We start from the raw sequence: 15046 nt of genomic DNA, 5'->3' as shown, positions 1-15046 counted from the left end.
CCGGCGACTCGATCGTCTATTTGGGCTTCTTAATTGCCAGCCAGATGCTGCTGTGCTGGAAGGTACTGCCGCCGAGGGTTTGCGTCACCAAGGCCGTGGCCAATTCCTTATCCTCGGCATCGCGAGCAACAATGCGAATGGGCCCTGCCTGAGCATCGGCGGCCGCCGTAAAAATCAGCTTCACTTGTTTGGCCGTTTCACCTTTGGCGGGTGAAGTGACTGCCTCGACGGTCACTCCCATCGGCAGGTCAACGGCAGCGATGGAGACTTCGCTAGTAAAGCCTTGGCGATTGATCGAAACGGGAATTTCGAGAGTCTTGCCAGCTTCGAGCAGTTGATTCCCTGCGGTGACGCTGAGGGTCAATTTGGGCTGAGGAACGTCGATGGTCAGGCGATAGACATGCCGTGGTCCGCCGCTCCGATGCAGATCGCGCACCTCGAGCACGTAGTCGCCGTCCGCGGCCAGGGTGGCGTTGAGCGTGGGATCGCGCAGCTTGCCCGCGTCATCGGCTTCGATCACCGGTTGGCCACTGGCAGTGCTCAACTTCAGGAAGGGATCGAGATCGAACGACAGGCTCTGCGACTCGGCGGCGATGGTCAGCTTGGTTCCCTTCTTGCCGCTGAACTTAAAGCGATGCACTTCGCGCTTTTGGGCAATCACTCCTGAGACGCAGCAAGGGGCTTCAATTGCTTGACCTTCCGCGGTCAGTGACTGAGCGGAGGCGACGATGGATGGCATGCTGACGCGTTTGAGCGGAATAAGTCCCGCAGTGCCAGGTGGCGACCAGTACCAAGGCTCGGTTTGGAGATGTTCCGGTTCCGTGGCCACAACCGGCTCGGCGGACACATTCCAACCGACCAGCTTCAGCGGAGTTGGCTCGCCGCGAGGTATCGCCAGCGGCAACGCGGCATCGGCAAAGGGACCGGTGGTAATGGTTAGGCGATAGATAAAGAGTTCGCCCCCCGCGAAATTGATCCCGCTATTGGGCGTTGCAGGGAGGGCAAACGTGCGGATGAAATAAGTTCCGTCGCTCTTGGCCGTGTACGAGAGCAACGCATCGAGTCCACCAGCATCTTGATTCATGGCCAGCACCAGACCGGCTTCGTTGCAAATTTGTAGCGTGCCGTCTGCGGGCGAACCCAGAATCAGATGGGATTGCAAACTGGCGACGACCGTCTGTCCGGCCGTGAGTTGAACGGCATAGGCGTCGGAATCGCCGCTTTTGTCGTACCGACCGTGGGCGACGAAGGGTAGAGCGGCCTGCTGAGCCTGTGTCAGTTTGTCGTTCGGTTCCTTCTCCAACAGACTGGGGAGATGAGCAATGACAAACGGGCGAGGAGTCGAAGCCCCTTCGTCGTCGACGAGCCTCAGCCAGGCAATGCCGGCAATGGCGTCGTCGGCGATGCGAATTTTCAGCTTGCCCTTCTCTTTTTCGCATTCGACCTGCAAGCGGTTGTCGCTGGTCCAAACTTGCACCGGCCAATTGGCGAACGTGCCGGTTGCGGTGACGGCTGCCTGTTCGCCAGGCGCACCTCCGGCTGGATAGAGCGAGGTGACATCCGGCGGCGCAGCCGTGAGCGCCGAATTGGCCAGCAGCACGAGCGCGCTGAACTTTATCGCTGGAAGAAGAATTCCGGCGTGTTGAGCAGCGCCCATAGCAGGTCCTCGGTGGATTGACGGCGGGAAGTTTCGGGGCGGGCGAAGACCTGCGTGCCGATGTCGCGCTCGGCGGCATCGGGCAGGCGGCCATAACAGAGCATGTACAACTCTTCGATGATTTGATCGGGCGAACGCTCGCTCTTGGCGAGTTGATTGGCAATTCCCGCGTCGTCGGTCACTTTGCCTTGAATGGTCTTCGAGTTCATCAGGTGCAAGGCTTGCGTCACCGCGCCGTCGCTCATTCGCTCGCAGGGAGGATCTTGATTCGGGTCGGGGCGGCCAAACGTATCGAGCGTGAGGCTGTCGATGCGCGTGGTCCACAATTGATTGGCTCGTGAGCCAGCGGGCATCGCTTGATAATTTTCGGGGAGCCCGGTGATATCGCAGATGGCGTCGGCCAGCACTTCGGCTCGCATGCGGGTGCGATAGCGGCGCGAGAAGTTGCGCGTGTCTTGCACGTTGGTCCCCTCGGGGCGCACACTCAGGCCATAGACGTACGACGTGCAAATTGTACGAATCAGTTGCTTGAGGTCGTACTTCTGTTGTCGCAGATGACTCCCCAGTGCGCCGAGCAATGCCGGATTCGAGGGAGGATTGGTAGCCCGCAAATCATCGACGGGTTCGACCAGCCCGCGCCCCATTAACTCGGCCCACAGGCGATTGGCGATCGTTTGCACGAACAGTTCGTTGTCGTCGGCGGTGATCCAAGCGGCCAAGGCTTGACGCGGATCATCCCCTTCGGCGATCGCTGGCGCTGTGCCGTAGAGTGGACGAGGTTCCATTTCCTGGCCGGTTGTCGGGTGCTTCACTACGACCTTCTTGCCGAACAGAATCACCTCTTCGCTGCCGGAAATAGGGGGCGAAAGGCCGGTCCCTTTACGACCGACGCGCGAAAAGTAAGCCGCGAAACTGTAGAAGTCGTCCTGACTCCATTTTTCAAACGGGTGATGATGACACTTGCAGCAGTCGAGCCGCGTGCCGAGGAAGAGTTGCGAAATCATCGTCGTCAATTCGGCCGGCTCACGACGATCGCGGAAGACAACCGCCGCGCCGTTCTTCCAAGTGCTTCCCTCGGCCGTCACAATCTCGCGGACAAACTCGTCATAGGGTTTGTTGGCGCGCAAGCTATCGCGGATCCATTGGTCCATCGACATGACCGTCTTGATGCCGACGCGATAAGGGTTGGGGCGTAACAAGTCGGCCCATTTGCCGGCCCAATGATCGGCGTATTCGGGCCGTTCGAGCAGGGCGTCGATGAGTTTGTCGCGTTTGTCGCTGCTGGTGTCGGCGAGAAAGCCCCGAACCTCAGCGGGCGTGGGGAGGCGGCCAATAATATCGAGATGGGCGCGACGCAGATATGTGGCGTCGTCGCAGGGTTGCGAAGGGAGGAGCCCTTGCGATTGAAGCTTCTCCCAGACCAGGCCATCGATGAAGTTCTTGCGCGGCAAGGCGGCGTAACGACTAGCATCGACGTCGCCGGTTACGGGAATCGCGACGTTGCAGGTGGCGATCACACTCATGTAGCGGGCCATCAACGTGGCTTCGCCGGGGAGCGGACCGGCAGCAATCAGCCCGCTGCGATCGACATTCACGATGGCCGCTTCGTTCGATTGAAAGGCCGTTTGTGCGGTGACATCGCGGCGCGTGCCGTCGGAGTACTCGGCCGTGACCAAGATGCGGTGTTTCTCGCGCGGTCGAAGCGTCACTTGCGCGGGAAAGAGGGTGACGCCGATGAGTTTGGGCTCTTCTGCCACGCGGCGCGTTGCACCTTCGGCAATCCAGCGGCGCAAGGTTTCGTAATCGGCACCGGCCGGTTCGAGGCGAACGCCGCCACCGTGGGGAACCAGTGCGGCGCCTTTTTGCAAGATCAAGCTACGTTCCGGGGCACCGGGAAAGACTCGGCGACCGCGGGCGTGCTGGGTGAGCGAGGCAAAATCGAAGTCGGGGTCGAACGAGAGGAGCGAAAGCTGAAAGCCGTTCTGGCCGCGGGCTTTGCCGTGGCAAGCTCCAGCACTGCAACCATTGCTGACGAAGATGGGCTGCACGTCGAGTTCGAAACTGGTGGGGCGTAGCGACTTCGCTTGCTGTACTTCCACGGCACATTCGACCGACTTGCCGGCGAGTTCCGCAATGATGGTTGTCTTCCCGTCGCCGACGACCGTTACTCGCCCTTGCACATCGACAGTGGCAATCGCGGCATCGGTTGAACGAAAGGTGACGCTGGTCGTCAGGTCGCAACTTCGCCCCACATCGTCGCCAATGGCCAGCAACTGTTGAGAGGAACCAGCTCCGCGCAGTAGCACCTGGGCCGGTTCGAGGCGAGCGAGCACCGGCTCAGCTGCGGCGGTGGAAAGGCTGCCACTAAGTGCGGCCATTCCCAGCAGCAGCCAGCTGCGGCAAGACCAAGGGCGAACGGGCAGTTTCGTCATGAGCGGTTCCGTCGAAGCGCGTGTCGCGTTAGGTGGGCGGGAAAGGTGGGGCGGCAAAGGTCATCCCGATCGTTGCCGGTGGTTCTTCTATTGTAAGGAGCAAAGGCGACCAATCTCAAGCAACAACCGATCGTGGCGGGCTATTCCATTGCGCCGACCGCAAAAGGGGGGTGTTCAATTAAGGGTGCCTTAATTGAACAATGAAGTGCATAACTCTCGAGTTTCCGAGCAATGGGTGTTCAACAATGAGGTCCTTTGTTGGACACTTACGTTGCCGACTTGGAGAGGTGTTGCCTTTTGGCAACGTGCCACTCGAGATTCGCGCGCGGATTGCCGCCTAAATCCGCATTTCGTTGACACTTGCGGAAACCCCATTTAGACTGCAAGAGACAGTTTTATCTGTCCCAGCTTGTTCGTGTTGCAGCTGCGTGCCAGGGGTTGGCATTTCGAAGCATTCGCTTGCGGAATAAACGAACCCCGAGCCAGCGAATTACGCATATCAGAAAGCTGCGGGCCGCACCTCTTTTCTTTTGGCGGCCGGTGGCAGGGAAACTGACAATTTCAGCAAGGCTGAAGGAGAAAGTAGATGGCTGCGTCCAAAGAGAGTCAGGGTTTGCAGATTGCCGTGATCATTTTCGCGGTGCTGACAATCATCCTCGCGGTAACGACTTACATCTTCTATGCGCAGTCGGAAGAAAATCTGGCCAAGCGGGCGCAGGCCGAGCGAGATGCGATCGCGGCCAAGGCAGTCACGGCCAAGGTCAGCTATCGGGCCGCCGTATTGCAGTTTGTGCTGGGCGATGGTGTCGATCGCGAAACGGCCCTGGCTGGCAAGCCGGCCGGCGATGACGAAGTAGCCGCCCGGGTGCTCCGCCAATTCGACGAAGACATGGCCATTCATCCGCAAGCGGGCGAACCGGCTTTGAACTACCGCTCACTGCCAGCCTACTTGCTGGGAATTATCAACAGCAAGCAAGTTGCGATGGTCGATTCCGAAGCAGAAGCCAAACGAGTCTTGGACAAGAGCAAGGCCGATATCGATGCTCAACTGGCCCGAACGGCTGCTTCCGAAGCTGTCGCGACCAAAGCAACCGCTGACCTGGGGAACCAAACCGATACCTTCAACAAAGACCGCGCGGCATTCAATGCCGAAGCTGCCAAGTTCGTGGTGCAAATCAACGCCAAAGACGCCACGCTGAAAAAAGAACGCGAAGACGCAGCGAAGAACATCGCGACGCTCTCGACGCAGATCAATCAGCTGTCGCAAGTCTCGGAGAATATGAAGAAGAAAGTGATCGACATGCAGAACTCGACCGTCAATCGGTTCGAAGCTCCGGACGGTCGCGTCACGCTCATCAACCAAGGCCAACGCCTGGTTTGGATCAACCTCGGACAAAAGGACGGGCTGCAACGCCAAACCACCTTCTCGGTGTTCGATCACGATGAAAACGGCGTCGCCCAGGCCGAACCGAAGGGGCGTATTGAGGTCGTTCGCGTCGTCGAAGATCACCTGGCCGAATGCCGCATTCTCGAAGACAAGGCGTCGAACCCAATTCTGCCGAACGACATCATCTTCACTCCAGCCTGGTCGCCGGGGCAGAAGGTGCACTTCGCCCTCGTCGGTTTTATGGACATCAACAAGGACGGCCTGAGCGATCGCGAGCAAATCCGCAACATCATTCAGATGAGTGGCGGCATCATCGATGCCGAGTTGCAAGACGATGGCAAGCGCGTGGGCGCGTTGACGGTCAACACGCGTTACCTTGTGCTCGGTGAGAAGCCGAACGAAAAGTCGGGCGAGCGAATCCTGCTCGAGTACAACTTCCTGCTCGGTGAAATGAACAAGTACGGCACTGAGACCATCAACATTCAAAAGTTGATGGCGATGATGGGCTACAAGCCAGAAGAACGGACTGTCGAACTCGGTAAGAGTGCTGCAGCCAACGAGTTCAAGCGTCGTACGCCAGCCAAGCCAGCGCCGGCCCCGCTTGGTGCTCCTGGCGGTGCTGCTCCGGCCCTGCCACCAGCGGCTGCTCCCGCACCCGCTCCGGCTGTTGGGGCAGATCCTTTCGGTTAATGCATGGAGGTTGCGAAAGCGACCTGAATAACAACTTGACTTCACAACAGGGCCGGGCGGTCTAATCGCCCGGCCTTCTCTGTTGCGCGCCAGATGGGCCTCGCCATATTCGTTCTGCCTGCCCGCCTGTTCGCCATCGTAGCAAGGCCCATAATGGAGAACCTGATTCATTCTCTCCCGAACTGGATGCTGGCAACTCGCTTGGCATATTTTCCGCAATGACCGCACCGACTGCCGAACAACTGGCCGATTATCAAATTCTGACGACCGGCGCTGGCCTCGTCAGCTTGCCTCGAACTCAGCTAGCGCTCAGTGGCGAAGATCGAGCCACTTTCCTGCAAGCCTTCTGCACCGGCGACATTAAGAAGCTGCAGACAGGCATGGGCTGCGAAGCGTTCATTACCAACCACCAAGGAAAAGTTGCCGGGCATGTGCTCGTCTTTTGCGATGCCGACCGTCTGCTGCTCGATGGTGCGCCGGGGCAAGCCGAGAAACTCATTGTGCATCTCGATCGGTTTGTCATTTCCGAACGAGTCGAGTTCCGCGACCTATCGACCGATCACGCGGAGTTTTTGTTGGCGGGGCCGACTTCCGCCGCTGTACTGCAAAAACTAAACATCGCTCCCGCGGCGGAGCGGCTGAGCCATGCGAAGGTAAGCATCGGGGGAGAAGAAGTCTCGCTGCGTACGGTCGATTTGCTCCGCGTTCCCAATTTTCTGTTCAGTGTGCCAGCGACCGCGCGCGAAGTCGTTCAGCGGGCAATTGTCGCTGCCGGTGCGAAAGTGTGCAGCGAAGCAGCTTTTGAATTGGCCCGCCTCGAAGCGGGCTATCCGATATTCGGCACCGATATCAGCGAAGAGAATCTGCCGCAAGAAGTGCAGCGAAATACCCAGGCTATTAGCTTCACCAAGGGCTGCTACCTGGGGCAGGAAACCATAGCCCGGCTCGATGCACTTGGCCACGTAAATCGAGTCCTCACCGGCCTGAAGTTGCCGGCCAATCATGGCTTGGCTGCTGGTGCCACCATCCTGCAAGGTGAGAAAAAGCTGGCGCAAATTACATCGATTGGCTATTCGCCGAACCTGGGAGCCGATCTGGCCCTCGCTTATGTGCGCACTATCCATGCCTCGCCGGGTAAGAAACTGACGTTGGCCAGTGGGGAAGCCGAAGTCATCGCGTTGCCGCTTCAAAACTAAGAGGAAGCTCATGCCCGAGTATCGCTGGAACACCTCTTCGTTCGCAGAAGGCTACGATGCTGCCGCGCCGCAGATTCATCCGTACTACGTGCAAGTGCAAGATGGAATCGTCGGCATCCTCGGCGACCTGGCAGCAGGGCGGCCGACGAGTGAGCCCTTGCACATTGTCGATCTGGGTGGCGGATCTGGCCGGCTGCTCGAACGCATCCTCAAAATATTGCCAGCAGCAACGGCAACCATCGTCGATCAATCCGAAGCTTTCCTGGCGATCGCCGAACGTCGTCTGGCGCCATTTGGTGGGCGCGTCGAATTTGTCGTGAGTCGGTTGCAAGAAGACTGGCCCGCGAAGCTTGCCCAACAACCAAATGCCCTTGTCAGCACTTCGGCCATTCATCATCTCGATCCGGGCGAGAAGCAGGCACTTTATCAGCAGGTTGCAGGCACACTTGCAACAGGTGGGCTGTTCTTGAATGGGGACGAAGTGCGCCCTGAAGACGACGCCGAGTACCAGGCCACAATGGAGCGCTGGGCCCAGTTCATGCGGGCAGGAATGGCAAGTGGCGCTATTCCCACGGGCTTTCATCCCGCTGCGCAAGGCTGGATCGAGCGGAACGTAGTCCGCTTTGGCGAGCCGAAAAACAGTGGTGACGATTGCCACGAAACGGCCGCAACCCAACTTGATTACTTCCTTGCCGCCGGTTTTCGCCGGGCCGATGTTCCTTGGCACTGCGAGTTGTGGTCGATCTTGCGTGGCGTGAAATGAACGCCACGGACTCTCCACCTCTCTTGAACAGCGGCGGCGTGCTGCGCCCCGTGTTGATGCTGGCCCTGCCGGTGCTGGCCGAAGAGTCGTTGAATCTGCTCGTCGGTCTGACTGACTGGTATCTGGCGGGCAACTTTCTGGTTGGTGAAGAACCGCTGGCTGCCATGGGCCTGCTCGCTTACGTCATGTGGTTGATCCCCAGTTTCTTCTCGTTTGTGGGGATCGGGGCGACGGCACTCGTAGCGCGTTTTATCGGTGCAGGCAATCGTGAGCAAGCACTGCACGTCACGCGCCAGGCGATCTTGCTGGGCCTGTTCCTTACGCTGCTGGTTATGGCAGTCTGCTTTGGGGGCGGACCGACGTTCATTCGGGCGATGAATTTCACCGACCTGACTGCCGAACTTGCCGAGCGATACCTGGTCATCCTCGCGTGGGCCGTGCCATTCATCATGTTCGAGCAGATCGCCACCGCTTGCTTGCGCGGCTCGGGAGATACTGTCAGCGGCTTGCAGGCCCGAGTGCTAGTAAACCTGACGAATTGCCTGCTGAGTGCCGCCCTCGTTACCGGTTGGGGACCGTTTCCACATTTGGGTTGGGAAGGTTTGGCGATCGGGACTTTGTGCGGCCACATTGTCGGCGCTACGGTGCTGCTCGTTATCTTGCTGCGCGGGCGCGGCGGCATTGCGCTCGCCTGGCAATGGGAAAAGTTTGATATTCCGACGATGCGGCGCATTCTGCGCATCGGCTTGCCGGCGGGCTTCGATCTGCTGGCGGTCATTGTCTGCCATCTGATTTATGCCGGCATCATTTACAGCTTTGGCAAAACAGCTCAGGCGGCGCACGGGCTAGGTGTGCAAATCGAGGCCATGTCGTATCTGGCCGGTTCTGCGTTTCAAGTTGCGGCGGCCACCATGTGTGGACAATCGCTGGGGGCACAAAACCCCGCACGCGCGGTTCGTAGCACGCTCGTGGCGACGGGCCTGGCAATGGCCACGATGTGTACCGCGGGATTCTTCTTCTTTACCCATGGTGAGCAACTGGCAGTGATCTTTGCCCGCGAACCAGGCAAGACGACGCACCTGACGGGAGAACTACTAAGAATCGTCGCCATCTCTTGTCCGTTCCTCGCCGTCCTGCAAGTGACGAGTGGCGCACTGCGCGGCGCTGGCGATACTACCTGGCCCTTTCTGACAACTCTGGCAGGTCTCATCTGCATTCGTTTGCCCGGTGCTGCCTGGCTAGGGCTCAGCTCGATCCCGCTCCCTTTTTCCGATCTCGAGATTCCTGGCTTCGGTTGGGGAGCGCAGGGCGCTTGGATTGCAATGGTCGCAGATGTCGCCGTCCGCAGCGTGCTCATTTCGGCTCGCTTTGCCGGCGGCAAGTGGCAACATGTGAACGTCTGAAGCTCAGCAACATTGAAGCTGAGCAGGGGCCGCGCTCAGGCCTTCGGCGGCGACGCCTTACGTGCTGCAGGAGCTGGCACCGGCATCGCCAGTCGCTGCCGCATTGCTTTGGCCAGGATCGGCAAGAAGAACCAGTGTGGAATCGCCTGCATCCAAGCCTGGGTGTCGATCACGCCGATGGACGTCTGCAACAGTACATGCCCCGTTTGCGAATCGAGATCGACCCCTTCGAGACTCTCCCAATTCAAGAGCAGGCCTTTGCCTCCCTTGGTTTTATCAAGCAGGATGCCGTCGCGCGTCAGATTCACAAGCCCCACGCGTTCGCTCCCCCCTTGATAAAGGATTTGGACCAGCCGGGGAATCATCGCCTTGGTGACCCCCGTCAGGATCGCGTCGCGCAGAATGCCAAAGTCCGAAAAAGAACCCGCAGCCAGCACGATGGGCGGGCCTGTGTTGGGCGTAAGTTCGATCGTCGTATTGCTTGTCGCGCCTGGCGTTTGGCGGTTCGATTGAATGTCTTCCGACACTTGCTTCACGTCTGTAAAGGCCAGCGACTGCTGTTGGCCGCGGCGCGTGAGGACGATCCCCCGCTCGTACAGTTCGACAAACTGCCCATAACGACGAAACGCCGGGATCAGCCACAGGAGGGTCGTTCCCACGGCAAGCGCGGTCGCTCCCAGCCCCAGCAGCAAGAGCATGCCGCGATTCCCTTGGGAGTTGAGCAGCAAAAGGAGCAGCGTACCGCCGATCCCCAGGACTAGTGCCCCGCAGAACCAGAGGATCGCGCGAATCAACTCTCCCTTGGAGCTGATGTGTTTGGACAGGCTCTTTCCTAACTCGGTCGTAGGTTGCATGGGACTTCTCGACATCGCAGGTTGGCAGGGCTAAGTTGGCAGGAAATCCGATTACCCCCACTATGGTAGCGTGCAAAGGGGCGTGTCGCCCCTAGATAGAGTGTCTCCACGAAATTCGCAGGAAGGATTTGCCAATTTGCCAGAATCCCCTGGGGCAAAACAGCACGGCAAATCTTGGCGACATTTGATTGACACATATTCACTAAGTAGTAATAATTTAGTTGGCTATTTTGACAATGTGGTGGAAGGAACCTGCTTGTGCGGGGGCAACTGCAAACAGCCGGACGCGTCAGCGAGGGGAAATCGAATGCAACCGTTCCTCGCAGCGGAACGCGATATCAGAATAGCTCCCTCGCTGACGCGTCGGGCTAAGTAGCAAATTCATCCTGCCAGCGTGAATTGGTACTGGAATGCACTCTTGGCGACGAGGTACGCCGCCAAGGTTCAACAACGGGGTTTATCAACAAAGAGGATGATTTCAGAGTTCGTAAATTGAACACAATTCGTTGCCGCGGAACGGCTTAACTGTGATGTACGCAAAAGGGGGGTGTTGATAAACTCGCGGGCTGCAGACGCTACTGGGAACCCGACGACGAGTGATTGGCGAGAGTTGAAGTGAAGCGTAAACCGCCTCTGTGAAGCATCATGGACGAGAAATCATTTGAATGTTTTGACCTGGCTCAGACGATCCGCGAGATTGCGACAGCGCTGCGCGTTTATGTCGAGCAGATCGGTGCGGCAGTAGAACTGCTCGACGAGGGGAACACGATTCCGTTTATCGCCCGCTATCGCAAAGAGGCGACCCGCGGACTCGATGAAGTGGCGTTGCGACAGATCGAAGATGCCCTCGCCAGGGCCCGCGAACTGGCTCAGCGAAAAACAACGATTCTTAGAACGATTCACGAGCAAGGCCAACTCACACCTGAACTGCAACAGCAGATTCGGTCGTGCTTTGACCGGCAACTGCTCGAGACGCTATACCTGCCGTTCAAGCCAGAACGGCGAACCCGGGCGACTACCGCGCGCGAGCGCGGCCTGCAACCGCTGGCCGACTTGCTAATGCGGCAAGAGAAACTGAATCTTTCCAAAGCCGCGGTGCTGAAGCCCTACGTCAATCTGGAAAAAGGGGTCGCCGATGAGGCAGCCGCTTTGCAAGGGGCGTGCGATATTGTCGCGGAGCAATGGTCGCAGCATCCGCCGCTACGTCAGTGGCTGATCGAACATGCCAGCCAACAGGGGGTGATCGCTTCGAGCGTTAAACGCGGCAAGCAAGCGGATGCGAGCAAGTTCGAGATGTATTTCGATCATCGCGAGCCCGTCAAACGCGTTCCTTCGCACCGGCTGCTGGCCATGAATCGCGGCGAGGCAGAAGGTCTGCTCAAAGTGAGCTTGCAGCTAGATGACGATTTCGTGCTGGCAAACATCAAGCCGGAACTAGCTCACAATCGACAATTTGAGTTTTATCCCGAGTTGCTGACGACGGTCGAAGATTGTTATGAACGGCTGCTCCTACCGGCTATCGAATCGACCGTGTTCGAAAACCTGAAAAGTAAAGCCGATGAAGAAGCGATTGCCGTTTTTGCCAGTAATCTGCGCGAGTTACTGCTGGCCGCCCCCGCAGGACCGCAGATGACGATTGGAGTTGACCCTGGTTTTCGCACGGGATGTAAACTCGCGGTCGTCGACGGCACCGGCAAGTTCCTTGCGAACACCACCATCTACCCGACACCGCCGACGAGCGATTTAGCAGGCGCTCGCAAGACGCTGCTGGCACTTATCACCAAGTACGATGCGAAACTGATTGCGATTGGCAATGGGACTGCGTCGCGCGAGACCGAAGCGTTTGTCGCTGGTGTCATTAAAGACAATGGTCTCCCGATCACGCAGGTAAAGGTCAGCGAATCTGGTGCTTCGATTTACTCGGCCAGTGAGCTCGCCGCGCGCGAGTATCCCGATCTTGATCTCACCGTGCGCGGGGCCATCAGCATTGCCCATCGGTTGCAAGATCCCCTCGCCGAGCTCGTGAAGATCGACCCCAAGTCGATTGGCGTCGGGCAGTATCAGCACGATGTGAACCAGCCCCTACTGCGCAAGAGTCTCGATCGCGAAGTCGAGTCGTGTGTGAACTCGGTCGGCGTCGATGTGAACCTGGCGAGTGCGTCGTTGCTCGCGCATGTCGCCGGCATCGGACCCAAGCTGGCAGAGAAAATTGTCGAATTCCGCGATGCCAATGGCCGATTCGAAACGCGCGCAGAGTTGGGCAAGGTTCCCAAGTTGGGGCGCAAGGCCTTCGAGCAGGCGGCCGGCTTTTTGCGGATTCGCGATGGTCATCAGCCGCTCGACAACTCGGCCGTTCATCCGGAAAGTTACTACGTCGTTCAGAAGATGGCGGCCAAGCTGGGCGTTACTACGAAAGATCTGGTCGGCAACATAGCGCTCGCGACTCGCCTGCAAGCTGCGGACTTTGTCGATGAGAAGATCGGCTTGCCGACAGTGCAGGATATTCTTGCCGAGCTTGCGAAGCCTGGCCGCGATCCGCGCAGCGAATTCAAAGTTGCCAAGTTCGCCGAGGGAATCAACGAACTGAAAGATTTGAAAGTCGGCATGGTCTTGGAAGGGGTGATTACCAACGTGACCAAGTTTGGCGCGTTCGTTGATATTGGCGTGCATCAGGATGGGCTCATCCACGTTTCGCAACTTGCCAATACGTTCGTTCAAGACCCCAGCGAAGTCGTTGCCGTCGGCGACGTCGTTCGAGTGAAAGTGCTCGAAGTCGATCTCGACCGCAAGCGGATTGCCGTTTCGCGCAAGCAGGCAATGTGAACATGTCAGGCACTCAAACGAGCACGAACCGCCGAGCAGCTTTACTTGCCGATAAAGCGCCGCCGAACCTCTTCCAGAACTTCTTGTTGGCTGGGTGGTTCGCCCAAGTGCTTGGCGAACAGAGCATCGAGCGCGGCGATGTAGGCCTCGCCAAAGGCGCTGGTTACCGCAGCCGCGGTAGCTGCCGAGATAGCTCCGCCCACCACCGAACCGACACCCGGAATGAACTTCAACAGACCACCCACGATTGCCCGCCCCGTCAGTGTGGCTGCCGTTCCGCCGACCATGCTGGCCACGAGCGTGCTGAGAAAGCCATCGGAAAAAGAGAGTCCATAGGTGGCGGTGATGCCGGCCACCATGGCGATCTGCATTGGCACAAGCATGGCCGCATCGGCGAAGGGCACGGGTACTGCGCCAATCCCCGCCGCAGAAGACGCCGTAGTCGCCACGATCAAGTGAGAACGTTGCCGCTTGAGTGCCAGATCAGCTTTTTGGGCTGCGACGAAAGCCCGCTTTTGCCCTTCGGGAAACAACTCCATCGTGAGCTGGACCAAATCGACGAGTCCCATCGGTGGCAAGGTGTGACCATCGTCAAATGTTTCGGGAATGGAGCGAGTTCGAACAACGTTTTTCGCCGCGGGGAGCAGTCGTTGCACCTCAGCCCGGAAACCGTTATCCGCCCGGGCCTTGGTGATGACGGCGACGACTGGCATGAACTCGGCGAGCATCGCCGTGAGATCTGTCTCCGCCTGCTCGACGCGGCGGAGATCCTCCACAATACAAAGCCACGCGACATGGATTTGCTTCTTCTCATCGCGATCTCGACGCCGCTCCGTAATGAATGCCTTCAGCGACTTGGTGCTGGAGAAGTCCGACAGCTCCAGTCCACGCGTATCGAAGATCGAGAGCGGTATTCCCTCTTTGGTGATTTCGCGCGTGTCCTGCGTAACGGGCCTGCCTTGGCCGGTGGTGGCAAGATTGCCCTGAAACACGCTGTTAATCAGCGTACTCTTGCCGACGCCTGTTCGCCCGGCAATCAGAACATTCGCATGCCCCCGCTCACGCAGCGCTTCTTCCAGGGCATTTTTGGCCAATCCACCGAAGTCGAGCATATCCATAGAACCAATCTACCCGCGAGGTGTCATAAGCCTTGGCATCTAAACGTATCCTAGCAGCCAACCGGCCAGCATCGCTGCGGCCGAAGTGCTTGTTTCGAAAATAGTTGAGTGACAGCGCTGCCAGGGAACGTTTCGTCCCTGGAGTTCGACGGGGAGTTCGCTTTGTAGTGCGAACGTTTCCCTGCATACCGCGGTTGACTGCCGAGTGACCCGACTTTATAGTTTCCTAGGAAACTAATGGAGGAGAAATGGCGGTAAAGAAGTCGATAAGTGCCTTGGAGGACCACGCGGGATACTGGCTGCGTTACGTCTCGAACCACGTCTCGCATGCCTTCTCGCGCAAGGTTGAGGCTTGCGGTGTTACGGTTGCCGAATGGGTTCTGTTGCGGGAAATGTTGAACGCGGGAGCGGCGAATCCAAGTCAACTTGCCGAGGCGGTGGGGATGACCCGGGGAACTGTTTCCAAGCTGATGCAGCGACTCTGCCACAAAAAGCTTGTAGCGCGATCGACCACGGATGGCGACCAGCGCTATCAAACAGTGGAGCTCACCGCAGCGGGAAAGCGGTTAGTGCCGGTTTTGGCCAAACTTGCCGACGAGAACGATCGAGAATTCTTTAGTCACCTCAAGGCGGACGAGAGAACCTCGCTTATTAGCCTGCTCCGGGACATCGTCCGCCGACAGGGTTGGAAAGACTTGCCAGTCGATTGAACAATGTCGCTAC

10 protein-coding genes are annotated in these 15046 nt (G+C 58.4%); 6 read left to right on the top strand and 4 right to left on the bottom strand.

Going from position 1 to position 15046, the window contains the following annotated elements; genetic code table 11:
* Positions 1-16 precede the first annotated feature (16 nt).
* Together ETAA8_RS16740 and ETAA8_RS16735 are read right to left on the bottom strand one after the other, a co-directional pair.
* The gene (locus ETAA8_RS16740) at positions 17-1657 is read right to left on the bottom strand and encodes a PPC domain-containing protein (protein WP_145090588.1); all 1641 of its coding nucleotides are present in this window, start codon (positions 1655-1657) and stop codon (positions 17-19) included.
* Positions 1615-4089: a DUF1549 domain-containing protein gene (locus ETAA8_RS16735; RefSeq protein ID WP_145090585.1), complete on the bottom strand. Its 2475-nt coding sequence runs from the start codon at positions 4087-4089 to the stop codon at positions 1615-1617. The genes ETAA8_RS16740 and ETAA8_RS16735 overlap by 43 nt, the downstream gene beginning before the upstream one ends.
* Before the next feature lie 586 nt (positions 4090-4675).
* On the opposite strand from ETAA8_RS16735, the gene ETAA8_RS16730 reads away from it, so the two are divergent.
* The 4 genes from ETAA8_RS16730 (at position 4676) to ETAA8_RS16715 (ending at position 9528) form a co-directional block, all read left to right on the top strand.
* Positions 4676-6166, top strand: coding sequence for a hypothetical protein (locus ETAA8_RS16730; RefSeq protein WP_145090582.1), 1491 nt, complete (start codon positions 4676-4678; stop codon positions 6164-6166).
* A gap of 218 nt (positions 6167-6384) precedes the next feature.
* Positions 6385-7362 carry a CAF17-like 4Fe-4S cluster assembly/insertion protein YgfZ gene (gene ygfZ, locus ETAA8_RS16725; protein ID WP_145090579.1) on the top strand — a complete coding sequence of 326 codons (978 nt, stop codon included), beginning with the start codon at positions 6385-6387 and terminating at the stop codon, positions 7360-7362.
* Positions 7363-7372: 10 nt separating this feature from the next.
* The gene (locus tag ETAA8_RS16720) at positions 7373-8125 is read left to right on the top strand and encodes a class I SAM-dependent methyltransferase (RefSeq protein WP_145090576.1); all 753 of its coding nucleotides are present in this window, start codon (positions 7373-7375) and stop codon (positions 8123-8125) included.
* On the top strand, positions 8122-9528 hold the full coding sequence (locus ETAA8_RS16715; RefSeq protein ID WP_145090573.1) for an MATE family efflux transporter: 1407 nt from the start codon (positions 8122-8124) through the stop codon (positions 9526-9528). The genes ETAA8_RS16720 and ETAA8_RS16715 overlap by 4 nt, the downstream gene beginning before the upstream one ends.
* Before the next feature lie 35 nt (positions 9529-9563).
* On the opposite strand, the gene ETAA8_RS16710 is transcribed toward ETAA8_RS16715, so the two are convergent.
* Positions 9564-10382, bottom strand: a complete 819-nt coding sequence (locus ETAA8_RS16710; protein WP_145090570.1) for a DUF6585 family protein — start codon at positions 10380-10382, stop codon at positions 9564-9566.
* 645 nt (positions 10383-11027) lie between these two features.
* Here ETAA8_RS16710 and ETAA8_RS16705 point away from each other — a divergent pair.
* Complete coding sequence (locus tag ETAA8_RS16705; RefSeq protein WP_238397785.1) at positions 11028-13205, top strand: Tex family protein; 2178 nt, start codon at positions 11028-11030, stop codon at positions 13203-13205.
* A gap of 41 nt (positions 13206-13246) precedes the next feature.
* Here ETAA8_RS16705 and ETAA8_RS16700 read toward each other — a convergent pair whose 3' ends face one another.
* Positions 13247-14323: a YcjF family protein gene (locus ETAA8_RS16700; protein ID WP_145090568.1), complete on the bottom strand. Its 1077-nt coding sequence runs from the start codon at positions 14321-14323 to the stop codon at positions 13247-13249.
* A gap of 248 nt (positions 14324-14571) precedes the next feature.
* Between ETAA8_RS16700 and ETAA8_RS16695 the strand changes: the two genes are divergently transcribed.
* The gene (locus ETAA8_RS16695; RefSeq protein ID WP_145090565.1) at positions 14572-15033 is read left to right on the top strand and encodes a MarR family winged helix-turn-helix transcriptional regulator; all 462 of its coding nucleotides are present in this window, start codon (positions 14572-14574) and stop codon (positions 15031-15033) included.
* Positions 15034-15046 lie beyond the last annotated feature (13 nt).

The sequence above is a fragment of the Anatilimnocola aggregata genome, assembly GCF_007747655.1.
Classification (GTDB): domain Bacteria; phylum Planctomycetota; class Planctomycetia; order Pirellulales; family Pirellulaceae; genus Anatilimnocola; species Anatilimnocola aggregata.
This window is presented reverse-complemented; position numbering and strand designations above follow the sequence as displayed.